Here is a 25212-nt window from a genome sequence, read left to right on the forward strand (position 1 = left end):
GTTCGGGGCGGAGCCGGGATGCGCGGGGCCGGGCCATCCCGTGCCGCCGAGAGCGGACTTGTGGTCGTTTCCCGCGGGTCTTGACGACCACAACTCAGCTCCCGGCCGCGGCGTTCGCATCGAGGGCCGGGATGAGGTCGGGATGCGCGGGGCGGGGACGGGTTCGGGTTGGAGGTCGGGATGCACGGGGCCGGGCGTGCGAACCTTGCCGCATGCGCGCATCCACCTGGACTCCCCTCGCGATCGTCTACCTCCTGCTCGCCATCGTCGGCGGAGCCGTGACGTGGACGTTCAACGTCATCGCTGGCATGGAGGGCAGCGCCTTCATCGGCGACTACTTCGGCAGCGGGCCCGCCGTCACGTCGATCGTGATCGACGTGCTTGTCGCCGCCACGGTTGGCGTCGTCTTCATCATCGTCGAGGGCCGCCGCCAGGGCATGCGGCGCCTGTGGGTGTACATTCTCTGCTTCGGCGTGGCCTTCGCGTTCGCCCTGCCGCTGTTCCTCGCGATGCGTGAGCGGCACCTGGCATTGGGACGGGCGGTCAGCGAATCGGGCGGGGTCGACGAAGACCCCAGCCACCCATAGCCGATAGCTTCGACCGGTCACGCAAAGGCCACGGAGGTTCTGCTGCTTGGCTCGTCGTGTTCACGGACAAGCGAGACGGAGGAACCGGATGAAGAACGCGCTCTGGTCGATCGGCGGCGTCGCCGGAAGCGTCGCGTACGTGCTGCTCGTCGGGTACCTGACGATCCAGGTGAGCGGACTTGCCGGCGGGGCGGTGTTCGGCCTGGACAACCGGCTCACCGGCGTGACAGAACCCGGCCCGGGACTCCTCCAGCTCGCGCTGATCGCCGGGGTCAGTGGCGTCACGCTCCTCATCCTCACCCGGGCTGTGCGCAATCTGGGCCCTGCCTCTCGCTTCGCGCTGCGACTTGGCTTCGCGGCCGCAACGGCGGTCCAGATCGTTGCGGCGTTCGTCATGCTCTCGCAGCGCTTCGAGGTGCTGGACCTCAACACCGGGCCGGCACCATGGGTCGAGGGCTGGCTGGCCAAGGGCGGCACGGCCTCCGTCGTCCACCTGATGCTGATCGTGGCGGTGGCGCTGCTGGTTGCCGAGCGCGCGCGAGCCGCGGTCACGCCGCCACGCACTGCTCCGCAAGCCAGTTCTGAGCCAGCGCAGGGGCTTCACCCGTGAGCGCGGAAACGTCCGGCTGGATGGGCTCTGGCATGACCGCGCCGGTTCGGTCCGTGTAGCGGGAGGTGGTGAGGAGGATCTCCGATCCGTCGGCGAGCATGAAGCCGTCGACGCCGGTCGCGAGGCCGTTGCTCTTCTCCCCGAAGGTCATCACGTTGCTCTGCCCGGTGAACGCGGCCAGCACCATCTCAGCGGCGGAAGCCGTGTAGAAATCCTGCAGGACGGCGATCGGCTTGCCGGCGAAGACGCTTGTGTCGACGTCCACTTCTGAGTCGAAGCGCAGCTCGTAACCGTCATCTGAAGTCGCGCTCTCCGTAGTCACGGTGATCGCGCCGCGCGTGCCATCCCGATCCACGAACCCCGCGACGGCACTCGTGTCGAAGAGCGGCGAGACTGCGCCGAGCATCGGGAATGCGCTGCCGCCCATGTTGCCGCGCAGGTCCACGACGAAGCCGCACGTCTCCGCGTCCGCGAGCGCGGCCAGCCCCTCGACACCGGCCCGTGCGTACGCTTCAGCTGGAGCACCGTCATGCCCGATGGCCGACACGGTGATCGTGACGGTGCGCCCGTCCGTTGCCTCGACCAGCGGCGGGGCGCTCGGTGCTTCCGCATACAGAGCATCCCGTTCGTCCGCGGGGAGGAACCTCGCGTGCCTTCCCCCGGCATCGCTGGCAGCTGCCGCGATGAGTTCGTACGCCTCCTCGAGGTCTGCAGCCTGCGCGCCCGCCGCGATGAGGGCATCCCGTTCGAGCGACCAATCTCGGCCCGAGTAGAGGCCGTGCTCTTCCAGGATGAGTGCGGCCTCTTCGACGAGCGCGGCGGGGCTCACTGGCATGGGCGGGCTGGGCGTCGGCTCCGGAGCTGCGGAGCACCCGGAGAGCCCCACGGCGAGTGCAGCAACCACGGCAAGCGAGACGCTGGCGCGCAGACTTCGCGTGCCTTGACCTCCGCGGGCGACGCTGCTCATGCATCCACCCTACGATCTCGTTGATTCACGACAGCGGGGCCGCGGCGAGCCACATAAGTCCGGCTTCTCGCGACCCCCCGCTCCTCACTGAGAACGCTTCACTGGTCGATGGAGGCCATGTTCGCGTCGTCGTGCCTCGCGCCCGCCGCGGGCTCGAGCGCGTCGAGGCGGGCGATCTGCGACTCCGTGAGCACAATCGCGTCGGCGGCGGTGTTCTCCTCAACGCGGCTCACGCGGCGTGTGCCCGGAATGGGGGCGATGTCATCGCCGCGCGTGAGGATCCAGGCGAGCGCCGTCTGGGCTGGCGTCGCGCCGATCTCCTCGCCGATCGCACGAACCTCGTCGACGATGCGCAGGTTGCGCTCGAAGTTCTCGCCCGTGAACCGTGGGTTCGTCGTGCGCCAGTCGTCGTCCGCGAAGTCGGCGACCGAACGGATCTGGCCCGTGAGGAGCCCGTGGCCGAGCGGTGAATACGGCACGAAGCCGATGCCGAGCTCGCGGAGCAGCAGAAGGATCTCGGCCTCCACGTCACGCGTCCACAGCGAGTACTCGGTCTGCAGGGCAGAGACGGGATGCACGGCGTGCGCCCGACGGATCGTCTCCGGGGATGCCTCGGACAGCCCGAAGTGCAGGACCTTGCCCTCGGCGACCAGCTCGGAGATGACCCCCGCCGTGTCCTCGATGGGCGTGTTCCGGTCGACGCGGTGCTGGTAGTAGAGGTCGATGTGGTCGGTGCCGAGGCGGCGCAGCGAGCCCTCGACGGCGGCACGGATGTTCGCTGGGCTGCTATCGACACCCGGCTGCCGCCCGGCGTGCGAGTAGAGGCCGAACTTGGTGGCGATCTTGACCTGGTCGCGGCGCCCCTTGATCGCCTCGCCAACGATCTCCTCGCTGAGGAAGGGGCCGTAGATCTCTGCCGTGTCGATGTGGGTCACGCCGAGCTCGAGGGCTCGGTTGATGGTCGCGATCGATTCGGAGCGGTCGAGTTCGCCCTCGCTCGTGTAGGTACCCGCCATGGTCATGGCGCCGAGTCCGATGCGGGAGACCTCGAGGCCTCCAAGAGTGATGTGCTTCATGGAGAGCAGTCAAACCTCATCCATCGACGGCAGCGCGGCCCTGGTGTGAGGTGCACTGACAGGGCCCCTCTGCGCAGCGAGCTGCGGCGTAGGGTCGCTGGCATGGACATCCATGACGACCTGAGCGCGTTCCTCACCTCCAGGCGAGCGAAGCTCACGCCGTCGCAGGCGGGGCTGCCCGACTTCGGTGGTCGACGCCGCGTTCCCGGGCTGCGCCGCGAAGAGGTCGCGCTGCTCGCGGGGATGAGCGCCGAGTACTACAAGCGACTCGAGCGAGGCAACGCGGGCGGTGTCTCCGAGGCCGTGCTCGACAGCGTGAGCCGTGCCCTGCACCTCGACGAGGCCGAGCATGCGCACCTGCACGAACTGGTGAGGGCGGCCAATGAGGGCATGCACCCGCAGCGACAGCGCCGCACCAAGAAGCAGCAGCTCAGCGCAGCCATGCAGCAGACCATCGACGCGATGTCGACGGTGCCCGTGTTCATCCAGAACGGCAGACTCGACGCGATCGCGACCAACACGCTCGGTCGGGCACTGTTCGGCCCGATGTTCGAGGATGCCCGCACGCCTGTCAACGCGGCCCGTTTTCTCTTCCTCGACAGGCGTTCGCATGACTTCTACCGCGACTGGGAGAACAACACGCGTCAGATCGTGGCGCTCCTCCGCTCCGAGGCTGGCCGCTCCCCGCACGACCGCAACCTCAGCAACCTCGTTGGCGAGCTCTGCACTCGCAGCGAGCTCTTCCGCAGGCTCTGGGGAGCTCACGACGTACGCGAGCACCGCGACGGGCTGAAGCGCGTGCACCACCCCGTCGTGGGCGACCTCGACCTCACCTACCAGAGCATGGATCTCGCCTCCGACCGCGGACTGCTCATGCTCGTGTTCTCGGCAGAGCCGGGGAGCGCATCCCACGAGCGCCTGCAGCTGCTGTCGAACTGGGCGGTGACGCATGCGACGGACATAGGCGCGGATTCCTCAGCACGCACAACCTGAACAGGGGGGGTCAGGACCACGACGCTGCCGCGTCGCGCGGCGTCCCAATGAGGCCACCTCCACCGGGGCGTGGCCTGAGCTCGACGCTAGCCCATGGACCATCCTGCTGCCGAGCACCCGGTCTCGCGCATGAGCGCGGGCCTGTGCCAGGATCTGACCATGAAGCACGTGACGAAGCTGTCGGCTGTCGCCGCCGCGATTCTCCTCCCCGCGGCGCTCGCCGGGTGCACCTCTGGCCCCGCGGATGACGCGCAGGCGGCCCCGGACACCGGCACCTCGAACACCGCGGCGCCGACCTTCGCGGACCTCACGGCGAGCCCCGCCAACACGAAGGATCTCCCGGCAGACCTTCCCGACTCCGCGCTCGACGGGGCAGACATCGAGTCGATTCGGTGGGTCGGCGAGCACGAGGGAACCGACGTGTGGCTGGCCGCACCGGTCGACGGCAGCGAGTTCGACGCCTGCATCCTTGCGTTCCCTGACGCGCAGAACTGGACAAGCGGATGCGGCGGCGGCGTCTCGGGGCCCGACCAGCGCTGGTACGTCATCGTCCCCGACGGGGAGGCACCACCCGAGGGCAGCACGGCTCTCTCCGAGAACGTGTACGTGCAGAGCGAGTGAGCGGGCCGGCCCCACGGCCGGATTCTCGGCCGACGTCATCCGCTCTCGCCTGACATTGTCGGTGGTCGCCGTTAGCGTCGCAGCATGAACATCATCCTCATTCCCGGCTTCTGGCTCACGGGCGATTCCTGGGCCCCCGTCACACCGGCCCTCGAAGCGGCTGGCCACGCCGTTCATCCTTTGACCCTGCCTGGCAAGGGCCCCGGCGAGGACCCGGCCGGCGTCGGCCTTCGCACCCACATCGACGCCGTCATCACGCTCGTCGACTCGCTCGACGGCGACGTCGTGCTCGTCGGGCACAGCGGCGGCGGGGCCGTGGCCTACGGCGTTGTGGATGCACGACCCGAGCGCGTCGCGAAGGTCGTGTACGTCGACTCCGGCCCGCTCGCAGACGGTGGCGTCATCAACGACGAACTCGAAGCGTCCGGCGTCACCCTCCTGCTGCCCGACCGCAGCGCCTTCGGAGAACCCGAGCTGGTCGACATGAGCGAGGAGGTCTGGAAGCGGCTCGAGGCCATCGCCGTGCCCGAACCCGCCGGCGTCGCGACCGAGAAGCAGCAGCTGAGCGACGAGCGCCGTTACGACGTGCCAGCAGTCGTCATCACCAGCACCATGCCAGAACCGTTGCTGCGGCAGTTCATGGAGGGCGGACACCCCTACGTGGCGGAACTCGCTCGTGCACGCTCAGTGCGCATCGTCGAACTCCCGACCGGCCACTGGCCCCAGCTCACGAAGCCCGCAGAGCTCGCCGCTGCCGTCGTCGACGCCGTGACGGGCTGACAACGACGAGAAACCGCATCCCGAGCACCGGCGGGTCAACTTCACCGGGTCGATACAGGCGGGTCGACGTGATCGGGCCGAACACGGAGGTGGGGAGAAGAAGACGAGGCTAGAAGAAGATCTGCAGGGCGGCGAGCAGCGCGACTCCGCCCAGGACTGTCACGAGCACGGTGACACCGATGCGCGTCTGCGGACGTCGCCGCGAGCCGATGCTGCTCGATGTCTGCGCGAGCTGCGTCGCGGCTATCAGCTCCGGTGACCCTGCCGGCGGAAGCTGCTCCGTCACACTCGCCGGGTCGGACGCAGGAACGTCGATCGTGTAGTCACTCGGGTCGACCCGCTCCGGCAGACGCTCGAACCTGCCGTTCACTGCACTGCCCATGCCGCTGCCTCCGCTCCATCACCACCCGCGCCGCTTGCCGCGTCCGCCCCACGCTATCGAGCCCAGGTCCGAGAGCCCCGGGAGCTGCCGCTTCTGTCCGGCACCCGAACCTGCGAGAATCCGCGCATGCGCACATGGCTGCTCCTGGCCGCGGCGATCTCGTGCGAGGTCACCGCATCCCTCTCCCTCAAGGGGGCACTGGATGCTCCCGCTCTGTACGCGGTCGTCGTCGCCGGGTACCTGGCTTCGTTCGCGTTCCTCGCACTCGTGCTCCGCGCCGGCTTGCCCCTCGGCGTCGCCTACGGAATCTGGGGCGCCCTCGGGGTCGCCCTGACCGCACTGCTGTCGGCGGCGCTCTTCGCCGAACCGCTCACCGCGCTCATGGGCCTCGGCATCGTGCTCATCATCGGCGGCGTGCTGCTCGTCGAGCTGGGATCGCAGCGCGCGCACGACCGCGCCGAACGACTGAAGGTCCAGACGCAGAGGGCCGATGAGGTGTCCGCGTGACGCTCGGCTGGCTCTTCCTCGCCGGCGCGATCCTCACCGAGGTCGGCGGCACACTCTCCCTGCGGAAGACCGTCGACGGCAGCCGCCTCTGGTACCTGCCCGTCGCCGCCGGCTACGTGACCGCCTTCACACTGCTGTCGCTGACCTTGGCGCAGGGAGTACCGCTCGGCGTCGCCTACGGCATCTGGGCGGCCGTCGGCGTCGCACTCACCGCGGTGCTCAGTCACTTCATGTTCAAGGAGCCGTTCACGTGGATGATGGCGGCCGGCATCGCTCTCATCGGTGCCGGGGTGCTGCTCGTCGAGGTGGGTGGCCAGCACTGAGCACGGGCCACCTCACGCTTCAGCTTCGGGCTGATGCGGCGGCGGCAACCGCTTCGACGGTGAGCGGCGGGCCACCCTGGGATCGGCGCTCCACGATCGGGAATGCCGCGCCGTTCAGCACCACCACGGGGGTGGCGAGCGAGCGGACCCGGGCACGCACGGCCTCGAGATCCACCTTGACGATCACGTCGCCAGCCGCGACCACGTCACCCTCCGCTCGCTTGAGGTCGAACCCCTCACCATGCAGGTCGACGGTGCCGAGGCCGATGTGCACGAGAACCTCGAGCCCCTCGGGCGTCGTCACGCCGAACGCGTGGCCGGTCGGGAACAGTGCCGTGATGGTTCCGGATACGGGACTGCGGAAGTCGCCGGACGTCGGTTCGACCGCGAAGCCGTCACCCATCGTGCCGGCGGAGAACGCTTCGTCCTCGACGTCGGAGAGGCGAATCACCGCTCCTTCGACCGGGGCGAGGACGTCGATGCGCCGGCCTGCCACCCCTGCCCCACCGGTCTGACCAGCCGCGGCCGCGGAGCCCGCGCGTGCTGCCTCGTCGCCGAGCAGCTCAGTCTCCTCGTCGCCCTGACCTGCGTTGTGCTCGGCGAGGAGCGCCGGCGTGAAGCCCCAGAAGTAGGTGATCAGGAAGCCGGAGATGTACCCGGCGAGGAGCCCGACGACGTACGCGAGGATCGCGTATCCCTGCCCGTTGTCGCTCTGCAGCAACGGCAGGAGCGCCCACCCCGACGGGCCGATCGCCGTCGCGCCGAAGGCACCCGCGAACTGGTTGAAGGCTCCGGCGACAGCACCGCCGACCGCGCCGCCGAGGCAGGCAGTGAGGAAGGGGCGACCCAGCGGCAGCGTGACCGCGTAGATCAGCGGCTCCCCGACGCCCAGGATGCCGACTGGGAGGGCACCCTTGATCGTCGTCCGCAGGGACGTGTTCCGGTTCAGCCTGAAGTAGATCGCCAGCGCGGCGCCAACCTGGCCCGCTCCTGCCATGGCGAGGATCGTGAGCAGCGGTGTGAAGCCCACCTGCTCGATGAGCGTCGCGTGGATGGGGATGAGCGCCTGGTGGAGGCCGAGCATCACGAGCGGCAGGAAGAGCCCGCCGAGCACGAAGCCTGCGAGGAGACCGGAGTTGTCGAGCAGCCAGATCGCGCCGGTGCCGATCGCAGTCGCGATGTTGCCCGCGACGAACATGAACACGAAGATCGTTGCGAGCCCTGAGATGAGGAGAGCCAGCGTCGGCGTGACGAGGATGTCGATGGCATCCGGGATCTTCCCGCGCAGACTGCGCTCGATCCAGGCGCAGAGCCCGGCGGCGAAGATAGCCCCGATGACGCCGCCCTGCCCGGGTGCGAGCACGATGTCGCCCAGGACGGGGAGGCTGTACTGCACGTCGCTGATGCCGGCGAAGACGATGATCGCCGCGACGGCGCCACCGAGCGCGGGTGTGCCGCCGAACTCCTTCGCGGCGTTGATGCCGGCGAAGATCGGCAAGAACGCGAAGAACGCTGAGCCGATGACGGTAAGGGCCGGAACCACCGCTTCGACGAACTCCGGGGCCGTCCCGACCGTGACCCAGTTGACGAGGAGCCCGCGGACGGCGGCGACGATGCCGGCTCCGATGAGCGCCGGGATGAGCGGCACGAAGATATTGGCGATCTTGCGGATGAAGTTCTTGAAGGGGGTGTTGTTGCGCTGCTTCTGACCAGCCTTGATCGCCGCGCCACGCGCGGCGAGGGCCTCGGCGTCAGCACCCGAAGCGCCGAGCGCTCGACGGAAGCCGTCGGTCACCTTGGTGACCTTGCCTGGTCCGAGCACAACTTGGTAGGTGTCGTCATCGACAACGCCCAGGACGCCGGAAAGCGACGTGATCGCGCCGTCGTCGACCAGGTCGCGGTCGACGAGGGAGACCCGCATCCTCGTCATGCAGTTCTCGACGCCGGCGATGTTGCCGGGGCCACCGAGCAGCTTCAGCAGCTCGCTGGCGAGATCGTCGTTTGCGCTCATGGGCATCCTCTTCTCGCGACGTTGCTCGAATTTTGAAGAACAGTACCAGGATGAACGAGGAAAAGGTAAAAAAGTTCCCCATCGGTGCGAGCCAGCGCGATCCACCACGGAGCGACGGAGCCCTACGACCTCGCTCACTCTCGTCGAGGGCCCTCAGCCCCGCGGGACCGCCCGATGCGTCTTCTCGATCGCCGCGACAGAACCCTCGTAGTCGACCTGCGCGACCCCGGTGAAGACGCAGTCGACGACCATGAGCTGCGCGATGCGACTGCCGAGCGCTGCGGAACGCAACGGGGTCTCCCGCGCAGCGGTGCGCAGGACGATGTCGGCGAGACCGGCAAGCGATGACCGCTCATGGTTCGTGATCGCGATCGTCGTCGCCCCCGTCGACTTCGCGATGCGGAGGAACTCCACCACCCCCGCGGTCTCGCCTGAGTGCGAGATGGCGATCGCGACGGACCGATCGTCGAGCACAGCCGCGGCAGTCCATGCTGCGTGGGCTTCCGGCCACTCGAGGGCGATGCGCCCGATTCGAGAGAGCTTGCGCTGCAGGTCGACACCGACCACGGAGCTCGCCCCGATCCCGTGGATGTCGACACGGGCGGCACCTGCGATGGCCGCGACGGCAGCCGCCAGGGAGTCGATATCGAGAACCTCGGCGGTGTCCGCGATCGAGAGCGTCTCGTTCATCGCGATCTTGACCACGACGTCGGCGAGCGAATCACTCGGTGAGATGTCTGCCGCCGGGGCAACCCCTCCGCTCGAGGCGAGGCGCTCTCGCAGGTTCTGCTCGGTGAGGTCATGGCGCAGATCGCGGAAGCGCGCGTATCCGGCACGTCGCGTGAACCGCACGACCGTGGTCGTCGAGGTGTCGGCGAGCTCCGCGATCTCTGCCATCGACTTCGACGCGAACCCTTCGGGGTCGGCGAGGAGCGCCTCCGCTATGCGACGCTCCGATGGCCGGAGCGAGGGCAGCAGCGCCCGGAGCTCGACCAGTACGGTGCGAGAGTTCGCTTCAGTGCCTTGGGTGCTCACGATCCACCTGCTTTCCGAGGACAGCGTAGCGAGGCTCGACCGCACCCCGTCGAGGAAGTTTATTTACTTACCTATCGTGCGTCGTGTACTTTCATAACTCAGGGTCGCATGGTGGCGAGCCAAGGATCGGAGACGAGCATGCCAGACACAGAGATCTCGACACTCGCGGCGCTCTCCACAGAGGGGCGCAATCCGCGCAGCATGGAGCTCGACACACTCGAGACCGAGCAGATCCTGCGCCTCATGAACGACGAGGACGCGACCGTCGCCGGCGCTGTCCGCGCAGCACTCCCCGTCATCGCGCAAGCCGCCGATCGCATCGCCGAGGCGCGGCGTGCCGGCGGGCGACTCATCTACCTCGGGGCTGGCACCAGCGGCCGTATCGGCCTTCTCGACGCGGTCGAGTGCCCACCGACCTTCGGCACCTCCCCCGAGGATGTCCTCGGCGTCATGGCCGGCGGGTCGCAAGCGTTCGTGCGCGCCGTCGAGGGCGCCGAGGACGACCCCGAACTGGCTGAGCGGGAACTCGATGCGGTCGCCCTGCGGGCAGAGGATATCGTCGTGGGGCTCGCGGCGAGCGGACGCACGCCGTACGTCATCGGCGGGCTCAGGGCCGCCAGGCGCCGCGGCGCCGCGACCATCTCCATCGCCTGCAACGCAGGTGCGCCCATCAGCGCGGAAGCCGATATCGCGATCGAGGTCGTGACCGGACCTGAGGTCCTCACGGGGTCGACCAGGCTCAAGGCGGGGACCGCCCAGAAGCTCGTGTGCAACATGCTCTCGACGGCCAGCATGGTCCGCGGTGGCAAGGCCTACGGCAACCTCATGGTCGATGTCCGCCCATCCAACGCCAAGCTGGTCGACCGGGCTCAGCGCATCGTCGCCGAGGCGACGGGGGCGTCGCGCGCCGACTCCGACGCTGCGCTCGCATCGGCGAGCGATCACGCGAAGACCGCCGTGGTCATGCTGCTGGCCGACTGCGACGCGCAGAGGGCCGCCGCCCTGCTCACCGAGGCCGAGGGAAGCGTGCGCCAGGCAGTCGAGCTCGCCGCAGGCTGAGCCCGGCGACCGAGAGCTGAGAACCACCGCGCACAGGTCGACGGCCCTACTCGTCACCTGGCGTCGAGGCCCACCAGCTCCGCGCTGCGCTTCCACAGGCCCTCGATGAGGTCCTCGTCGAAGATCTGCGGATTCACGTTGGTCGCGTGGTGCCGCTCGTCGTAGTACTCCCCCGCCTGCCAGGTCACGCCGGGCTGCCCGGCGATGAACCACTCGAGCGTTTCGCCGCCCTTGGCCGCGCTGATCGTGAAGAGCTTCGCGAGCGGTGTGCGATAGAGCAGGCGCATGAGGCTCGTCGAGTCGGAGGAGAAGTTCGTGCCGACGACCCCGGGGTGGAAGGCGACGCTCGCGACAGGCCGCCCTGCCAGGCCTCGGTGCAGCCCCTTGGTGAAGAGGATGTTCGCGAGCTTCGCGTCGCCGTAGGCCTTGTTCGCGCTGAAGCGGGCGTCGTTGTTGAGGTCGTCGAGGTCGATGCGGCCCATGAGCCGTGCCGCGATGCTCGCCGTGTTCACGACGGCCCCCACGGTGACCTGGTCGAGCAGGAGGTTCGTGAGCAGGAACGGCGCCAGATGGTTGACCTGCAGGGTCAGCTCGTGGCCATCGACGGTGCGCGTTCGGTCGCCGAAGATGCCGCCGGCGTTGTTCGCGAGCACGTCGATCGGGCCGACCTGCTCGATGAGTCTCGCCGCGAGCTCCCGCACCTCGTCGAGGTGGGAGAAGTCGGCGACGAAGCGCTCGGCCCCGATCGCGTCGGCGACGGCGGCTGTCTTCTCCGCGTTGCGCCCGACGACGACCACGCGCCACCCCTTGGCCGCGAGGGCCCGCGCCGCCGCAGCTCCGATCCCGTCCGAGCCGCCCGTGATGACGACGGTGCGCGCCTCAGCCACGAGCGTTCGCCTCCAGGACGCTCTCGAGTCGCGTGATGATCGCCTCGAGCCCGAACTGGAAGGCCAGCTCGAGGCGACGCGACGGCTCGAGCGACGTCGTCACGCCGTGGAGGACGGGGTGCGCGACTGGGTCGGCCGACCATGGAATGGCCGGGGAGGCCGCATCCACGACCCGCCCGAACGTGAGCCCTTCGAGCACGGCGATCGCGACGAGCGCCTGCTCGTCGGTGAACCCCACCGAACGGAACGTGATCGCGATGGCCTCGTAGACGTCGAGCGTCTCCTCGTCGCTCACGGGCTCCTGCACCATGATCGGCAGGGCGAGCGGATGCTTCGCGAGGGCCGAGGTGTAGTCCTTCGACCATCGCCTGACCTGGTCCTGCCAGCTCATGGCGGCAAGCGCCGCGAGGTCCTCGTCGGTGGCATCCTCGAGCCCGATCGCGAGCGACAGCTCCGTGCTGATGAGGCTGCGGATGCCGTTGACGATGCCAGCCCGCCCGTGCACGTGGTGATACATCGACGAGGCGCTCACGCCGAGCTCCTTCGCGAGGACCGGGATGGAGAAGTCACCCTTTCGGTCGATCTGGTCGAGCGCAGCCAGACAGATCTTCTCGGGCGACAGGATCGGTACCCGCGGACGCGCCATGGTCACACTCCCAGTTCTCGATCCACGGCAGAGCGTGGAGATGGATCGGTCTAGAAGACTATGACGCTTCGCGCGCGCTCGCCTCTCCGCATCGCATCGAACGCGTCGTTGACGTCGCTCAGCTGGATGCGTTCGCTGATGAGCTTGTCGACGGGCAGGCGTCCGGCGAGGTAGAGCGCGGCGAGCTTCGGGAAGTCGCGGCCGGGCACCGTTGAGCCGTAGTTCGTGCCGATGAGGCGCTTGCCGGTCTCGGCGAGCATCAGGGCGTCGATCGAGACCGGCGCATCGACCGGCGGGAGTCCGACGATGACGGCGGTGCCGCCCGGAGCGATGAGGCTGGGCAGGGACTCGATGGTCTGCACGCGTCCGATCGCCTCGAACGCGTATTCGGCGCCTCCACCCGTGATCTCAGCCACCTGGGCGGCGAGGTCGGGCCCTGGCACGATCGTGTGGGTCGCCCCGAGCTCGCGGGCCGCGGCGAGCTTGTCCTCGTTGAGGTCGATGGCGATGATGGGGTTCGCTCCCACGAGGTGCAGCCCCATGATGATGCTCTGCCCGACGCCACCGGCGCCGATGACAACCGCTGACTCGCCCGCGTCGACGGAGGCGTCGTTGACGACCGTGCCGATGCCGGTGGCGATCGAGCAGCCGATGAGGCTCGCGACGTCGAACGGCACCTCGCGGGGAACCTTGATGGCCGCCGATTCCGGCACCACCGCGTACTCGCTCATCGTGCCGGCCGTGAGGTACGGGTACACGGGTTCGCCGTCGAGCGACAGGGGCGTCGTGCCGTCGGGGAGGAGGCACTCCTCGCTGCGGCTGCCCGTGCACACGTAGGCGCGACCGCTGAGGCAGGCGGTGCACCGGCGGCAGGGGTAGAACCAGCTGAGGATGACGTGGTCGCCCGGCTCGACGTCGATGACGCCCTCGCCGACGGCGATGACCTCGCCCGCGCCCTCGTGCCCCATGACGGTGGGCGATGGCAGCTGCCAGTCGCCGTCGAGCACGTGCCGGTCGGAGCCGCAGACGCCTGACGCGCCGATCTTCACGAGCACGGTGCCCGGCCCCGGCTCAGCGACCTCGATCTCGCGGATCTCGAGCTGGTTGCTTCCCTCGAAGTGAACTGCCGCTTGTGCGCGCATGGTCAGACCCCTTTCCGGGTGGTCGTGTGGTGAGTGGACGTGGCTTCCGTGTCCGAGAACGCGCCGACGCCGCGGCGCCGGTAGAGCAGCTGGGCGAGCAGCAGGTACACCCCGCCCGAGAGCACGGTGGCTGGGGCCGAAGCGGTGAGGATCAGGAACAGCGGATGCGTCTCGAGCGTGACCGGGTTGTAGATCCACAGGTAGAACGCCGCACCGACGACGACCGAGACGATGCCGGCCCAGTTGACGCCGCCCGTGAAGTGGTAGGCGCTCTCGCCTCGGAGCCGGTAGAGGTCGGGGAGGCGAACCCACTGGCGTCGGAGGACGAAGTAGTCGGCGAGGATCGCCCCGCACATGGCGGCCAGGAAGGCTCCGGAGATCGTGACGAACACCATGAACTGCTGATACATGAAGTCGGGGAAGAACGTGAGGATCGCCGGGAGCACGAAGAACGACCCGCAGAGCAGCGGCCAGGGCACACGCCCGAGGAGGTTGCCGCTCGCCTGCCTGATCGCGAGCACCGTCGAGTAGACGATGGAGGACATGCTCGTGATGTTGGCGAACGAGATGAACAGCAGCATGAACGCGCCGAGGATCGGACCGCCGAGGGGGAGCATCCACACCGTCGGGTCAGAGTCGCCGAGGGTGAGCGCCGCGGCCATGCCGACGACCTGGGCGACGAGCGTACCGACGATGAGGCCGGTGAACGCGGGCCAGAGCGCGGCCTTGGGCGAACGGGTCATACGCGCCATGGAGCCCATCACGGGGTACCAGGAGAAGCCGACGGCGACGTTGAACTCGACCGCGAGCATGAAGTTCAGCTGCGATTCCTCGAACGGAGCGAGGGGCTCGGCTGCGAAGAGCGCCTCCCAGGACGTGTTCGAGACGAGGAAGAACAGCATGAAGACCGTGACGAGCACGAGGCCTGGGGCGACGAAGCGGTTGAGCTTGCCGATCGTGACGGGGCCGCGCGACAGGATGAGCCACGCGATGAGGATCGCGACGAGACCGACAACCGTGACGAGGAGGCTGCCCGAGCCGAAGTCGGTGCCGGCGGCACCGTTGGCGACCTGCGTGACGGCGCGGCCGACCATGATGGCGAGGAGCGAGGACCAGCCCATCTCGGTGACGAGGATGACCGTGAAGACGAGCACACCCACGCCGATGAGCCCGAAGACGGGGCGGAGGATCGTGTACTGCTCGACGCCGAAGCGTGCGCTCGCCGCCGTGGCGGCTGGCACCATGATGCCGAGGCCGATCGCGTTGCCGATGACCATCGCGGCGATGCCGTCCTGGAAGCCGACGAGCAGTGCGGTCGAACCGCCGACGAGGAACGCCCAGGTCGCGATCGCGAGGCTCAGGTTCACCCAGCTGTAGTCCCAGCCGGACCAGATGCGCTCCTTCTTGAGGAGCGGGAGCGAGCCGAACGTCGCCGCCTGGTCGAGTTCGGCGGATGCACCCTCGACCTTTCGCCCGACGCCGCCGCTCACAGGATCACCACGAGGGCGCCAGCGGCCACGAGAGCGACGCAGGTGAGCACGAAGAGGCCGATGTCGCGGCCGCTCAGGGGTTCGTGCGCGATGTCGCCGGCTTCGGCGGTCGCGATAGAGTCGAGTCGTCTCGCGAGATCTGCCGTGATCTCCGGGTCGCGCATGTCCATGGGTCCAGCCTTCGTCGTCGAATCCAGAAGAACCGAATTACTTTCGGTTTCGGCTATCCTGAGGCTGCTCCCCCGACCATGTCAAGAACTACTTTTCGAGAGACACGGCACGCTCGAGATCCGAGCGACCACGACGACGATGTGAGGCTGGCAATGGCGCTGATTTCCGTACTGCAGGCACAGGGCGCCGTCGGCGCCGTCGAAGAGAACCTCGAGCTCCTCCGCTCCTTCGCCGGGCGAGCGGCCGAGGCAGGCACCGAGATCCTCGTCACACCCGAGCTCTTCGCCACCGGCTACGCGCCAGAGCGGGTCGCCGGCGAGGACGGCTCGGCCATCCGCGAGCAGATCGCACGGATCGCCGCCGACTCCGGCATCGCGATCGTCGCATCCACGGTCGAGCACACCATCGAGCGCTCAGCCGGGTTCGCCGCCAACGCCACGACCGAGCGACGCTTCATCTCAGCATCGCTCTTCGCGAGCGACGGCAACGAACTCACCCGCTACCGCAAGTCGAACCTCTTCGGCGCTGAGGAGCAGCGGGTCTTCGACCTGGGGGATGCCGCCGCCGAGGTCGTCGAGGTCGCGGGCCTCAGGGTCGCGCTCGCCATCTGCTACGACATCGAGTTCCCCGAGATCGCGCGACGTGCCGCGGTCGCGGGCGCGGAGGCACTGCTCATCCCGACGGCCGTCCCGTCGACGGGCGACGTCGCGGGCGGCCAGCCAGGGCACTCCTACAACGCCGAGGTCATCTCGACGCACATGGTGCCCGTGCGGGCCCTCGAGAACGGGCTGTACATCGCCTACGCGAACCACTCGGGTCCGGGATTCACGGGGCTCAGCTGCATCGCGAGCCCCTACGGCAACACCCTCGCCATGGCCGGCCGCGACGACGCCGAGTTGCTGAGCGCTGAGTTCACCTCCGCTGAGGTGGCGAAGGCCCGCGAGGTCAACACGTACCTGAAAGACCTCCGCGACCTTCGCTAGCCCCGCACTGCTCGGCCAGCTGCACGCCTACCGGTCGCTCGTCGGCCCGATCGGCTCGGACGCCGAGCCGTCCTGGGTGTCGGGCCGCGCCGCATCCCTCGACCGTCGGCGGACCGCCGTCTCGCGGCCCAGCTGCCGCCCGCCGAAGACGACGAGCACGAGGCCGACGACGAGCGACGCGATGCGCACCCAGACGGGAAGATCCGCGATGAGCGCCGGGCCGGCGAAGATGAAGGTGGCGGCAACGAAATACCAGACTGCAACTTGCTGGGGAGCGGCTTCCTGCTGGGGCTTCATGCCCACAACCCTACGAGCGGCAACTGGACGCGACGTCGACGAGTCGGCTGCGGGTGTCGGCCGCGGGTGTCAACCGCGGCCACGGGTTATACGGTCCTAGGTCAGGTGCGGCGCGTTAGCATCGGGGATGCTTCAGCGAACCCTCGGCCGTACCGGCCGCCCCGTGTCCATCGTCGGCCTCGGCACCTGGCAGCTCGGCGCCGACTGGGGTGACGTCGACGAGCACGCAGCGCTCGACGTCCTCAGCGCCGCCGTCGAGAGCGGCGTCACCTTCTTCGACACCGCCGACGTCTACGGTGACGGTCGGAGCGAGACGCTGATCGGGTCGTTCCGACGCGAGAACCCGAACGCCGACGTCTTCGTCGCCACGAAGATGGGACGCAGGGGCCCGCAGGATCCCGCCGAGTTCACGCTCGCCAACTTCCGGGACTGGACGGACCGCTCGCGCAAGAACCTGGGCGTCGACACCCTCGATCTGGTGCAGCTGCACTGCCCGCCGACCCCCGTGTTCTCCAACGACGCCGTCTACGACGCGCTCGACACGCTCGTCGCCGAGGGTGCGATCGCCGCCTACGGTGTCAGCGTCGAGACCGCTGATGAGGCCCTCGCCGCGATCGCCAGGCCGGGAACCGCATCCGTGCAGATCATCTTCAACGCGTTCCGCCTGAAGCCGCTCGACCTCGTGCTGCCCGCAGCGCGCGAGGCTGGCGTCGGCATCATCGCCCGAGTGCCCCTCGCCTCCGGCCTCCTGAGCGGCAAGTACACGAAGGACACGACCTTCTCGGACGACGACCACCGCACCTACAACCGCGACGGCAGCGCGTTCGACGTCGGAGAGACCTTCTCAGGCGTCGACTTCGGCACCGGCGTCGAGGCGGCCCAGGCGTTCGCCGCGGCACTTCCCGAGGGCATCTCCCCCGCCGCGGCGGCCATCGCCTGGGTTGCAGCGCAGGACGGGGTGACGAGTGTCATCCCCGGCGCACGCAACCGAGCGCAGGCGGAGTCGAACGCATCCGCCGCCTCGCTCGAGCTGCCCGCAGATCTCGACGCGAACGTGCACGAGATCTACGACCGGTTCTTCCGCCAGACGGTCCACGCCCGGTGGTGACCCGCCCCGCGGGCGGCTCCACTGCGGGGCCGCCCCGCGCGGGCTAAGCGGACGCCGCAGCTGCAGCCGTGCACTTCGGGCAGAGGCCGAAGATGTCGACCACGTGCCTCGCCTGCGTGTAGCCGTGCTTCGCGGCGACGCTCGACGCCCACTGCTCGACGGGGTCGGCCGTGATCTCGACGGCCGCTCCGCAGTTGCGGCAGATGAGGTGGTGGTGGTGCTCGCCCATGACGCAGGCGCGGTAGACGACCTCCCCCTCGGCGTTCTGCAGCGAGTCGGCTTCCTCGCTCTCGCTCAGCGCGCCAAGCGTGCGGTACACGGTGGCCAGCCCGATGCGCTCGCCAGCCGCCGACAGCCGCTGGTGCAGCACCTGGGCACTCACGAACTCCGACGACTCGGCCAGAGCGCGGCGCACGGCCTCGCGCTGACGAGTGTTCCTCTTGACGGGGGCCGCGGCAGCACCGGCGGTCGCGCCGCCCTCACCGTTCGTCTCGTCGCTCATATCAGCCGACCATACCGGGGGCGGATGCGCGTTGCGAGACGCCCTGCGCGAACCGGTCGACGACGCCCTTCGCGAGGAGCGCGATGACGAAGATCGCGACCGCGGTGAGCGCCATCGACCCGCCGGCCGCGAACGACAGCGACCGAGACACCTGCAGGCCGACCACGGCGGCGGTGACGCCGAACGCGCAGGACAGGGCGAGCATCCACCCGATGCGCTTCGTGAGGAGCCTGGCCGCCGCCGCGGGCGCAGCGATCATGGCGATCGCGAGGATGGAACCGATCGCCGGCATCGCGACGACCACCGTGAGCGTGATGAGCGCCAGCGCCACGAGATCCCAGGCGCCCTCGCGGAAGCCGGCCGCGCGGAAGCCGCGGGCATCGAAGCTCGAGAACAGCAGCTGCTTGCCGAAGAGCGCGTACACACCGAGGACAATCACGAGCGCCCCACCGAGCAGCCACACGTTCGTGGGGTTCATGGCGAGGATCGACCCTGTCAGGTACGAGTCGACCCGCACCGACTGGCCGCGGTTGAGCGACGCGAAGAGCATGCCGAGCGCGTAGCCGAAGCTCAGGATGATGCCGGCCGCCACCTGCTTGCCCTGCCGCGGCACTCGCGAGAGCGCGGCCATGAGCGCCACGAGCAACAGGCTGAAGATGGATGCGCCCGCGACGATGTTGATGCCCGCGACGGCCGCGAAGACACCGCCGGGGAACGTCGCGTGCGTGAGGGCGACGGTGTAGAAGGCACGCTGGCGCAGCAGCACCAGCACGCCGACGAGACCGCTGAGGAGGCCGACCAGCGTGCCCGTGAGCAGCGCGAGAGCGAAGTAGTCCATGGCTACGAGACCACCCCGGCAGCGGATGCGGGGGCACGGTCAGCAGCGGTGGCGGTGCCTCGGCGGCGGGCGGCGGCGGCGAACGCGGTGAGCCTGGTCACGACGACCACCACGAGGTACAGCGCGACGAGCACAAGCACGAGCACGGCGCTCGGGGAAGCCTGGATGCCCGCATCCAGCGACAGCCAGAGGCCAGCCCAGAGGCCGACGAGCCCGCAGCCGACCGACACGAGGAGCGAGACCACGGCGATCGCCCAGACCCGACGCGTGACGAGGCGAGCGACGGCGACCGGCACGATGAGGAGGGCGAGCACAAGCAGGTTGCCGACCGCGCGCGCGGCTGCGACGACCACGAGCGCGATCGCGATGTTCAGCGCCAGCTCGTAGGCGAGCACCCGCATGCCGGAGGCCTGCGCCTGCTTGCGGTCGAAGGAGACGAGCAGCTGCTCCTTCCAGGTGCCGAGGACCAGCAGCACGGCGGCGCCGCCGAGCACGCAGATCGCGACGATGTCGGCGCTCGAGACCGTGAGGAGCTGCCCGAAGAGGAGATGCTCGAGCCCTGACGCGTAGTCGACGCTGCGCGAGACGATGACGATGCCGAGCGAGAACGCACCGGCGAGGACCACCGCGATGGTCGCGTCGGAGCCGATGCCCCGCGCCGAGGCGATGGTCAGTGCAACCGTCGCGATCAGGGCCGCGATGCCGGCGCCGACGTAGACACCGTCGGTGCCGGCCGCGATGAAGCCGATCACGACGCCGGGGAACACCGAATGCACCAGGCCGTCGCTGAGGAACTCGAGGCCGCGGAGTGCCAGGGCCGTGCCGACGATGGCACTCGCGACCGCGAGCACGATGATGGCGACGGCCGCGCTCTGCACGAACGGCAGCTGCAGCAGGACGGAGAGATCGGTCACACCCGGGCCCGCTCGTGGTCGTCGCTGTCGTCGCCGCCCGGCGCGCAGACCGTGCCGTGGGCGCCGCCGTGCGCCTCGGTGTCGGCGGACGTGCCGGAGAACGCCGCCGCGAGCGCCGCGTCCGTCAGCGCCTCCGAGATGGGCCCGCCCGCGATCTGCCTGCCGTTGAGCAGCAGCACGTGGGAGCACACCTCATGCGCGAGCTCGAGGTCGTGCGTGGAGACGACGATGCCGACCCCCGTCTCGCGGAGGCGGCGCAGGGTCGCGATGAGCGCATCCCGGTTGGCACGGTCGAGGCCGTTGAACGGCTCGTCGAGGAGGATGAGCCTCGGCTCGGTGGCGAGCGCCCGAGCGAGCAGGCCGCGCTGCCGCTGGCCACCCGACAGCTCACCGAAGGTCGTGTTGGCGAGCTCGGTCAGCCCGACCGTCTCGATGGCGCGACGCACGATCTCGCGGTCAGCGGCCCGCGGCCACCGGAGCAGCCCGATGCGCCGGTAGCGGCCCATCATCACGACCTGGCGCAACGAGACGGGGAAGTCGGGGTCGATGTGCGTCGACTGCGGCAGGTAGCCGACCTCCGACGCACGAGACCCCGGAGCCGAGCCAAGCACCTCCGCGGTGCCGCTGGTCGACAGGAGACCGAGCAGCGACTGCAGCAGCGTCGACTTGCCTGCGCCGTTCGGGCCGAGCAGCGCGACCGCGTCGCCCTCCCCCAACTCGAAGGACACACCGGTCAACGCAGGCGCCTCCCTGCCATAGGCAATGGAGGCGTCGCGGTACGAGACGAGCGGGGTTGGATGCGTCACTGCTGCGCGAGCACCTCAGGCACGTCGGTCGCGGTGGCGCCCCAGGATTCGATGATCATCTGAGTATTGTGCACCGTCGCACCGACATAGGTGCCCGTCGGGGTTCCCGGCTCGCCGAGCGCATCCGTCGCCAGCGCCTCATCACCCGAGAACACCTTCGCTCCGGTCTGCGCCGCGATGGTCTCCGCGTTCTGCGGGGAGAGCTGCGTCTCGGTGAAGATGGCCTTCACGTTGTGCTCCTTGATCTCGGCAATGAGGGAGTCGATCTCCGCGGCACTCGGCTCTGCACTGTCGTCGAAGCTCGGCATGATCGAGCCGACGAACGTGATGCCGTACTGGTCGAGGTAGTAGTGCAGCGCGTCGTGGTTGGTGACGACGACTCGCTCGGCCTCGGGGACGGCGTCGACGTTCGCTGCGATCCACGTGTCGAGCTCCGTCAGCTCGGCGTCATACGCGTCTGCGTTCGCCTGCACCGTGGCGGCGTCGATGCCGGGGAGCTCCTCGAGGTGCGTGGCGATCTCGGCCGCCATGAGCTTCGCGTTCGCCGGCGAGGTCCACGTGTGCGGGTTGCCCTCGGCGTGCTCATCCTCGGCGTGCGCCTCGCCCTCGGCGTGCGCCTCCTCCTCGTGGCTGTGCTCTTCGCCCTCGGCGTGCGTGTGCTCGTCTTCGGCGTGCTCTTCCTCACCGTGTTCGTGCTCGTGGCTGCCCGAAAGCATGACGTTGGCCGAGGCATCCACGACCTCGCCCGCGTAGCCGCTCGACGAGACGGCCGCGTCGAGCCACTCCTCGAGTCCAGCGCCGCTCGAGACGACAAGATCGGCCGAGCCGAGCGCGACGAGGTCGGCAGGGGTCGGCTCGAAGCTGTGCGCGCTCATGCCGGGCTGCAGCAACTGCGTGACCTCGACGTTCAGGCCCTCGGTGAGCTCGCGAGTGAAGTCGGCGACCTGCGTGGTGGTCGCGACGACGGTGAACGACTCGCCCTCCGCGGTGGGCGCCGCGGTGCTGTCGGTGGCCGCGGTCGGACCGGAGCAGGCCGCGAGCGCGAGAGTGGACAGGCCGGCGAGGGCGATGAGGGCAGGAGAGCGAAGGTTCACCCGTGGAGTGTAATTCGTACTGAGAATCAATGTCAATTGCGCGGGCTGGGAATTGTGGTCGGGCAGTGCGGTGACTCCCGGCAGCTGCCCGTCGGCTCGGCGGCTGGGTGGCTGGGTGCAGAGTTGTGGATAGACGCTGCTACACCCCGCGCCAACAACATCCCGCCACAACTCTGCGCAACTCGATGTGCGTGGACCCCGGTCCGCCCTCACCTCACGGGCCGGCGGGCCCAGCCCGCGCCCCGGCGACTCGGCGGCTCGGCAGCCCGGTGGCCCGGTGGCCCGGTGGCTCGGTGGCTCGCTGGCCGGCGTCCCGGTGCAGAGTTGTGGATAGACGCTGCTGCACCCCGCGCCAACAACATCCCGCCACAACCCTGCGCAACACGATGTGCGCGGACTCCGGTCCGCCCTCACCTCACGGGCCCACGGGCCGGCGAACCCAGCCCGCGCCCCGGCGACTCGGTGGCTGGGTGGCTGGGCGCAGAGTTGTGGATAGACGCTGCTGCACCCCGCGCCAACAACATCCCGCCACAACCCTGCGCAACACGAGGTGCGCGGACCCCGGTCCGCCCTCACCTCACGGGCCGGCTAGCCCAGCCCGCGCCCCGATGGCTCGGCGGCTCGGCAGCCCGGCGGCTCGGCGGCCCGGCGGCTCGGCGGCCCGGCGGCCCGGAGGCTCGGCGGCTGGGTGGCTCGGCAGCCCGGTGCAGAGTTGTGGATAGACGCTGCTGCACCCCGCGCCAACGACACCCCGCCACAACTCTGTGCAACGCGGTGAGCACGCATCCCAGGAGCCAGCGCAACCACTGACCAGAGTTGTGACGAAGTGCGCCTTGGCGGAGGCGGAACTGCGTCCAGCCACAACTCTGGCCGCGGTAGCAGCGGGGGCGGGGACGGGCGCGCGGACGCGCACGACCGGGGCCGAGCGCGGCTCAGTCGAGCAGCAGCGCAGGCTCCTCGACGATCGTCGCGACGTCGGCGAGGAAGCGGCTCGCGACGTCCCCGTCGACCAAGCGGTGGTCGAACGATGCGCCGAGCGTCGTCACCATGCGGGGGCGGACCTCGTCCTCGAACACCCACGGCTTCAGCTTGATCGTGCCGAGCGCGAGGATGCCCACCTCGCCGGGGTTGATGACGGGCGTGCCCGTGTCCATCCCGAACACCCCGATGTTGGTGATCGTGAACGTGCCGTCGCGCATCTCCGTCGGCGGCGTCTTCCCGTCGCGGGCGCGGTAGGTGAGCTGCTCGATGGCCTGCGCCAGCTGGTGCAGGGTCATGGCGTGCGCATCCTTGATGTTCGGCACGATGAGCCCGCGCGGGGTCGCGGCGGCGAGGCCGAGGTTCACGTAGTGCTTGACCGTGTACTCCTCGTCGGTCCACGCGGCGTTGACCATCGGGTTGCGGCGGATCGCCCACATCACGGCGCGCGCCACGATGAGCAACGGCGAGACCTTCACGCCGGCGAAGTCGGGCGACGCCTTGAGGCGCTTCACGAACTCCATCGTGCGTGTCGCGTCGACGTCGGTGAAGAGCGTCACGTGCGGTGCCGTGAACATCGAAGAGACCATTGCGTTCGCTGTGGCCTTGCGCACGCCCTTGACGGGGTGCTTCTCCTCGCGGACCTCGCCCCAGATGGGGGTCTCGAGGTTCTTGAAGACGCTCGCCTGCTGCGCGTGGCGGATGACGTCGTCGCGGGTCGTTTCGCCGGCGAGTCCGGTCGGCTCGACCTGCGACAGGTCGACGGCCAGGTCCTTCGCGAGCTTGCGGATCGGGGGCTTCGCGATGATCGGCGACGCGGATGCGGCGGGCACCGAACCGGGGCGTGCCTGCGTCCGTGCCGCCCCAGATGTAGGGGCGGGAGCCTGCGCGGCTGGGCGGTGCGACGGCTGGGCCGGTGCGGGGATCTGCGCGGGGCGCGTCGGCTGGGCTGGTGCGGCCGACTTCTTACGCCGCCGCGTGGTGGGCGCGTCACCGAGTCCGTAGCCGACGAGCACCGAGTTGGCGCCAGACTCGGCGCCCTCGCTGGAGACGGTGGAAGCCGCATCCGCCTGTGCCGCATCGAACTCGAGGTCGGCAGCCGGGGCCTCAGGAGCCGCGGCGGGCGCCTCGGAGCTACTCGAGACCCCAGCGGTCTCGATGGAGAGGATGTGCTTGCCCACGTCGACGGTCTGGCCCTCGCTCGCGAAGAGCTCGACGACGCGGCCCTCGAAGGGGCTGGGCAGCTCGACGATCGACTTGGCCGTCTCGATCTCGCACAGCGTCTGGTTCAGCTCGACGCTGTCGCCGGCCTTCACGTGCCAGGAGACGATCTCGGCCTCGGTGAGTCCCTCCCCGACGTCGGGGAGTTCGAAGTTCTCGGTGCTCATTGGTGTGCTTGCCTCTATCTGTGCGGGCTTGGTTCAGTACTCGAGCGAGCGGTCGACGGCTTCGAGGATGCGGTCTGCGTCCGGCAGGTAGCTCGCCTCGAGCTTCGCTGGCGGGAAGGGAACGTTGAAGCCCGACACGCGAAGCACGGGCGCCTCGAGCGAGAAGAACACTCGCTCCTGCACGGTCGCGGCGATCTCGGAGCCGATGCTGGCATTCGAGGGGGCTTCCTGCGCGATGACGAGGCGACCCGTCTTGCGGACGGACTCCACGATCGGCGCGTAGTCGATGGGGCTCAGCGAGCGGAGGTCGATGACCTCGAGGCTGATGCCCTCGGCCTCGGCGACCGCTGCCGCCTGCAGCGCTACCGCGGTCATGGCGCCGTGCGCGACGAGCGTCACGTCGGTGCCGACGCGGGCAACTCGGCTCGCGTGCATCCCGGCAGCGGGGGCGGCGAGGCTGACCTCGCCCTTCTGCCAGTACTTGCTTTTGGGCTCGAAGAACATGACGGGGTCGTTGCTCTTGATGGCCTGCTGGATCATCCAGTACGCGTCGTTCGGCGTCGACGGGGAGATGAGACGGAGGCCGGCGGTGTGCGCGAAGTAGGCCTCTGGGCTCTCCTGGTGGTGCTCGACGGCACCGATGTGCCCGCCGTAGGGCACGCGGATGACAACCGGCATCTGCAGGCGGCCCTCGTTGCGGTTCGTGAGCTTCGCGAGCTGCGTCGTGATCTGGTCGAAGCCGGGGAAGATGAAGCCGTCGAACTGGATCTCGCACACGGGCCGGTAGCCGCGCATGGCGAGGCCGATGGCGGTGCCGATGATGCCGGACTCCGCGAGCGGGGTGTCGAGCACGCGGTTCTCGCCGAAGTCGCGCTTCAGGTGCTCGGTGACGCGGAAGACACCGCCGAGCGTGCCGATGTCCTCGCCGAGCTGCACGACCTTGTCGTCGTCCTCCATGGCGCGGCGCAGGCCGGCGTTGATGGCCTTCGCGAGCGGCATGGTGACCGTCTCCGGCGC

Annotated in this window: 28 protein-coding genes; 10 read left to right on the top strand and 18 right to left on the bottom strand. The window is 69.2% G+C overall.

Annotated features, from left to right (window positions below; all coding sequences use genetic code 11):
- The first annotated feature begins 212 nt into the window (after positions 1–212).
- Both GV007_RS02960 and GV007_RS02965 read left to right on the top strand, forming a co-directional pair.
- A complete protein-coding gene (locus GV007_RS02960; RefSeq protein WP_160070925.1) occupies positions 213–587 on the top strand; it encodes a DUF2834 domain-containing protein in 375 nt (124 codons plus the stop codon).
- An 88-nt stretch (positions 588–675) separates the two neighbouring features.
- On the top strand, positions 676–1197 hold the full coding sequence (locus GV007_RS02965) for a hypothetical protein (RefSeq protein WP_160070926.1): 522 nt from the start codon (positions 676–678) through the stop codon (positions 1195–1197).
- Here the strand turns inward: GV007_RS02965 and GV007_RS02970 are convergent.
- Positions 1136–2164: a S41 family peptidase gene (locus tag GV007_RS02970; RefSeq protein WP_160070927.1), complete on the bottom strand. Its 1029-nt coding sequence runs from the start codon at positions 2162–2164 to the stop codon at positions 1136–1138. The two genes, GV007_RS02965 and GV007_RS02970, sit on opposite strands and share 62 nt — an antisense overlap.
- Positions 2165–2262: 98 nt before the next feature.
- On the bottom strand, positions 2263–3240 hold the full coding sequence (locus tag GV007_RS02975; RefSeq protein ID WP_160070928.1) for an aldo/keto reductase: 978 nt from the start codon (positions 3238–3240) through the stop codon (positions 2263–2265).
- Positions 3241–3342: 102 nt separating this feature from the next.
- Here GV007_RS02975 and GV007_RS02980 point away from each other — a divergent pair, with 102 nt between their 5' ends.
- From GV007_RS02980 to GV007_RS02990, 3 genes are all read left to right on the top strand, one after another.
- Positions 3343–4233 carry a helix-turn-helix transcriptional regulator gene (locus tag GV007_RS02980; RefSeq protein WP_160070929.1) on the top strand — a complete coding sequence of 297 codons (891 nt, stop codon included), beginning with the start codon at positions 3343–3345 and terminating at the stop codon, positions 4231–4233.
- 159 nt (positions 4234–4392) lie between these two features.
- The gene (locus GV007_RS02985; RefSeq protein WP_160070930.1) at positions 4393–4854 is read left to right on the top strand and encodes a hypothetical protein; all 462 of its coding nucleotides are present in this window, start codon (positions 4393–4395) and stop codon (positions 4852–4854) included.
- A gap of 84 nt (positions 4855–4938) precedes the next feature.
- Positions 4939–5634 (top strand): alpha/beta fold hydrolase, encoded by a 696-nt coding sequence (locus tag GV007_RS02990; RefSeq protein ID WP_160070931.1) that lies wholly within the window; start codon positions 4939–4941, stop codon positions 5632–5634.
- 109 nt (positions 5635–5743) lie between these two features.
- Here the strand turns inward: GV007_RS02990 and GV007_RS02995 are convergent, their stop codons facing one another.
- Complete coding sequence (locus GV007_RS02995) at positions 5744–6016, bottom strand: hypothetical protein (protein WP_160070932.1); 273 nt, start codon at positions 6014–6016, stop codon at positions 5744–5746.
- A 126-nt stretch (positions 6017–6142) separates the two neighbouring features.
- Here GV007_RS02995 and GV007_RS03000 point away from each other — a divergent pair, with 126 nt between their 5' ends.
- Together GV007_RS03000 and GV007_RS03005 are read left to right on the top strand one after the other, a co-directional pair.
- The gene (locus GV007_RS03000) at positions 6143–6523 is read left to right on the top strand and encodes a DMT family transporter (RefSeq protein WP_160070933.1); all 381 of its coding nucleotides are present in this window, start codon (positions 6143–6145) and stop codon (positions 6521–6523) included.
- Positions 6520–6846 (top strand): DMT family transporter, encoded by a 327-nt coding sequence (locus GV007_RS03005; RefSeq protein WP_160070934.1) that lies wholly within the window; start codon positions 6520–6522, stop codon positions 6844–6846. Before GV007_RS03000 ends, GV007_RS03005 begins: the two co-directional genes overlap by 4 nt.
- Positions 6847–6865: 19 nt before the next feature.
- Here GV007_RS03005 and GV007_RS03010 read toward each other — a convergent pair whose 3' ends face one another.
- Complete coding sequence (locus GV007_RS03010) at positions 6866–8857, bottom strand: glucose PTS transporter subunit IIA (protein ID WP_236558274.1); 1992 nt, start codon at positions 8855–8857, stop codon at positions 6866–6868.
- Between the two features lie 153 nt (positions 8858–9010).
- On the bottom strand, positions 9011–9892 hold the full coding sequence (locus GV007_RS03015; RefSeq protein ID WP_160070936.1) for a MurR/RpiR family transcriptional regulator: 882 nt from the start codon (positions 9890–9892) through the stop codon (positions 9011–9013).
- A gap of 138 nt (positions 9893–10030) precedes the next feature.
- Here GV007_RS03015 and murQ point away from each other — a divergent pair, with 138 nt between their 5' ends.
- Positions 10031–10951, top strand: coding sequence for an N-acetylmuramic acid 6-phosphate etherase (murQ, locus tag GV007_RS03020; RefSeq protein ID WP_160070937.1), 921 nt, complete (start codon positions 10031–10033; stop codon positions 10949–10951).
- A 53-nt stretch (positions 10952–11004) separates the two neighbouring features.
- Here murQ and GV007_RS03025 read toward each other — a convergent pair whose 3' ends face one another.
- Genes GV007_RS03025 through GV007_RS03045 form a run of 5 tightly spaced genes read right to left on the bottom strand, consistent with a single transcriptional unit; the run spans position 11005 to position 15286 of the window.
- A complete protein-coding gene (locus GV007_RS03025) occupies positions 11005–11838 on the bottom strand; it encodes an SDR family NAD(P)-dependent oxidoreductase (protein ID WP_160070938.1) in 834 nt (277 codons plus the stop codon).
- Positions 11831–12484, bottom strand: coding sequence for a TetR/AcrR family transcriptional regulator (locus GV007_RS03030; protein WP_160070939.1), 654 nt, complete (start codon positions 12482–12484; stop codon positions 11831–11833). The genes GV007_RS03025 and GV007_RS03030 overlap by 8 nt, the downstream gene beginning before the upstream one ends.
- A gap of 50 nt (positions 12485–12534) precedes the next feature.
- Entirely contained in the window at positions 12535–13626 is a 1092-nt protein-coding gene (locus GV007_RS03035) for an alcohol dehydrogenase catalytic domain-containing protein (RefSeq protein WP_160070940.1), read from the bottom strand.
- Between the two features lie 2 nt (positions 13627–13628).
- A complete protein-coding gene (locus tag GV007_RS03040; protein WP_194677602.1) occupies positions 13629–15116 on the bottom strand; it encodes a purine-cytosine permease family protein in 1488 nt (495 codons plus the stop codon).
- Positions 15113–15286, bottom strand: a complete 174-nt coding sequence (locus GV007_RS03045) for a hypothetical protein (protein WP_160070941.1) — start codon at positions 15284–15286, stop codon at positions 15113–15115. The genes GV007_RS03040 and GV007_RS03045 overlap by 4 nt, the downstream gene beginning before the upstream one ends.
- Before the next feature lie 153 nt (positions 15287–15439).
- On the opposite strand from GV007_RS03045, the gene GV007_RS03050 reads away from it, so the two are divergent.
- The gene (locus tag GV007_RS03050) at positions 15440–16270 is read left to right on the top strand and encodes a nitrilase-related carbon-nitrogen hydrolase (protein ID WP_160070942.1); all 831 of its coding nucleotides are present in this window, start codon (positions 15440–15442) and stop codon (positions 16268–16270) included.
- Between the two features lie 27 nt (positions 16271–16297).
- Here the strand turns inward: GV007_RS03050 and GV007_RS03055 are convergent, their stop codons facing one another.
- Complete coding sequence (locus tag GV007_RS03055; RefSeq protein ID WP_160070943.1) at positions 16298–16567, bottom strand: hypothetical protein; 270 nt, start codon at positions 16565–16567, stop codon at positions 16298–16300.
- Between the two features lie 127 nt (positions 16568–16694).
- Between GV007_RS03055 and GV007_RS03060 the strand changes: the two genes are divergently transcribed.
- On the top strand, positions 16695–17675 hold the full coding sequence (locus tag GV007_RS03060; protein WP_160070944.1) for an aldo/keto reductase: 981 nt from the start codon (positions 16695–16697) through the stop codon (positions 17673–17675).
- A 43-nt stretch (positions 17676–17718) separates the two neighbouring features.
- Here GV007_RS03060 and GV007_RS03065 read toward each other — a convergent pair whose 3' ends face one another.
- The 7 genes from GV007_RS03065 to GV007_RS03095 all read right to left on the bottom strand — a co-directional run bounded on the left by GV007_RS03065 (position 17719) and on the right by GV007_RS03095 (position 25194).
- Entirely contained in the window at positions 17719–18177 is a 459-nt protein-coding gene (locus GV007_RS03065) for a Fur family transcriptional regulator (protein ID WP_104243879.1), read from the bottom strand.
- A 1-nt stretch (position 18178) separates the two neighbouring features.
- A complete protein-coding gene (locus tag GV007_RS03070; protein WP_160070945.1) occupies positions 18179–19015 on the bottom strand; it encodes a metal ABC transporter permease in 837 nt (278 codons plus the stop codon).
- 2 nt (positions 19016–19017) lie between these two features.
- The gene (locus GV007_RS03075; RefSeq protein ID WP_160070946.1) at positions 19018–19929 is read right to left on the bottom strand and encodes a metal ABC transporter permease; all 912 of its coding nucleotides are present in this window, start codon (positions 19927–19929) and stop codon (positions 19018–19020) included.
- Positions 19926–20735, bottom strand: a complete 810-nt coding sequence (locus GV007_RS03080) for a metal ABC transporter ATP-binding protein (RefSeq protein ID WP_104243885.1) — start codon at positions 20733–20735, stop codon at positions 19926–19928. The genes GV007_RS03075 and GV007_RS03080 overlap by 4 nt, the downstream gene beginning before the upstream one ends.
- Positions 20732–21829, bottom strand: coding sequence for a metal ABC transporter substrate-binding protein (locus tag GV007_RS03085; RefSeq protein WP_160070947.1), 1098 nt, complete (start codon positions 21827–21829; stop codon positions 20732–20734). The genes GV007_RS03080 and GV007_RS03085 overlap by 4 nt, the downstream gene beginning before the upstream one ends.
- A 932-nt stretch (positions 21830–22761) precedes the next feature.
- Positions 22762–24195, bottom strand: a complete 1434-nt coding sequence (locus tag GV007_RS03090) for a dihydrolipoamide acetyltransferase family protein (RefSeq protein ID WP_160070948.1) — start codon at positions 24193–24195, stop codon at positions 22762–22764.
- Positions 24196–24228: 33 nt separating this feature from the next.
- On the bottom strand, positions 24229–25194 hold the full coding sequence (locus GV007_RS03095; protein ID WP_104244172.1) for an alpha-ketoacid dehydrogenase subunit beta: 966 nt from the start codon (positions 25192–25194) through the stop codon (positions 24229–24231).
- Positions 25195–25212: the final 18 nt, after the last annotated feature.

Source organism: Pseudoclavibacter sp. 8L (genome assembly GCF_902506465.1).
Classification (GTDB): Bacteria; Actinomycetota; Actinomycetes; order Actinomycetales; family Microbacteriaceae; genus Pseudoclavibacter.

What these genes read in the sequence shown, in the direction of transcription:
- GV007_RS02960 (WP_160070925.1), top strand. Translation starts at nt 213, where the DNA reads ATGCGCGCATCCACCTGGACTCCCCTCGCGATCGTCTACCTCCTGCTC.
- GV007_RS02965 (WP_160070926.1), top strand. Translation starts at nt 676, where the DNA reads ATGAAGAACGCGCTCTGGTCGATCGGCGGCGTCGCCGGAAGCGTCGCG.
- GV007_RS02970 (WP_160070927.1), bottom strand. Translation starts at nt 2,164, where the DNA reads ATGAGCAGCGTCGCCCGCGGAGGTCAAGGCACGCGAAGTCTGCGCGCC.
- GV007_RS02975 (WP_160070928.1), bottom strand. Translation starts at nt 3,240, where the DNA reads ATGAAGCACATCACTCTTGGAGGCCTCGAGGTCTCCCGCATCGGACTC.
- GV007_RS02980 (WP_160070929.1), top strand. Translation starts at nt 3,343, where the DNA reads ATGGACATCCATGACGACCTGAGCGCGTTCCTCACCTCCAGGCGAGCG.
- GV007_RS02985 (WP_160070930.1), top strand. Translation starts at nt 4,393, where the DNA reads ATGAAGCACGTGACGAAGCTGTCGGCTGTCGCCGCCGCGATTCTCCTC.
- GV007_RS02990 (WP_160070931.1), top strand. Translation starts at nt 4,939, where the DNA reads ATGAACATCATCCTCATTCCCGGCTTCTGGCTCACGGGCGATTCCTGG.
- GV007_RS02995 (WP_160070932.1), bottom strand. Translation starts at nt 6,016, where the DNA reads ATGGGCAGTGCAGTGAACGGCAGGTTCGAGCGTCTGCCGGAGCGGGTC.
- GV007_RS03000 (WP_160070933.1), top strand. Translation starts at nt 6,143, where the DNA reads ATGCGCACATGGCTGCTCCTGGCCGCGGCGATCTCGTGCGAGGTCACC.
- GV007_RS03010 (WP_236558274.1), bottom strand. Translation starts at nt 8,857, where the DNA reads ATGAGCGCAAACGACGATCTCGCCAGCGAGCTGCTGAAGCTGCTCGGT.
- murQ (WP_160070937.1), top strand. Translation starts at nt 10,031, where the DNA reads ATGCCAGACACAGAGATCTCGACACTCGCGGCGCTCTCCACAGAGGGG.
- GV007_RS03030 (WP_160070939.1), bottom strand. Translation starts at nt 12,484, where the DNA reads ATGGCGCGTCCGCGGGTACCGATCCTGTCGCCCGAGAAGATCTGTCTG.
- GV007_RS03035 (WP_160070940.1), bottom strand. Translation starts at nt 13,626, where the DNA reads ATGCGCGCACAAGCGGCAGTTCACTTCGAGGGAAGCAACCAGCTCGAG.
- GV007_RS03045 (WP_160070941.1), bottom strand. Translation starts at nt 15,286, where the DNA reads ATGGACATGCGCGACCCGGAGATCACGGCAGATCTCGCGAGACGACTC.
- GV007_RS03050 (WP_160070942.1), top strand. Translation starts at nt 15,440, where the DNA reads ATGGCGCTGATTTCCGTACTGCAGGCACAGGGCGCCGTCGGCGCCGTC.
- GV007_RS03055 (WP_160070943.1), bottom strand. Translation starts at nt 16,567, where the DNA reads ATGAAGCCCCAGCAGGAAGCCGCTCCCCAGCAAGTTGCAGTCTGGTAT.
- GV007_RS03060 (WP_160070944.1), top strand. Translation starts at nt 16,695, where the DNA reads ATGCTTCAGCGAACCCTCGGCCGTACCGGCCGCCCCGTGTCCATCGTC.
- GV007_RS03065 (WP_104243879.1), bottom strand. Translation starts at nt 18,177, where the DNA reads ATGAGCGACGAGACGAACGGTGAGGGCGGCGCGACCGCCGGTGCTGCC.
- GV007_RS03070 (WP_160070945.1), bottom strand. Translation starts at nt 19,015, where the DNA reads ATGGACTACTTCGCTCTCGCGCTGCTCACGGGCACGCTGGTCGGCCTC.
- GV007_RS03090 (WP_160070948.1), bottom strand. Translation starts at nt 24,195, where the DNA reads ATGAGCACCGAGAACTTCGAACTCCCCGACGTCGGGGAGGGACTCACC.
- GV007_RS03095 (WP_104244172.1), bottom strand. Translation starts at nt 25,194, where the DNA reads ATGCCGCTCGCGAAGGCCATCAACGCCGGCCTGCGCCGCGCCATGGAG.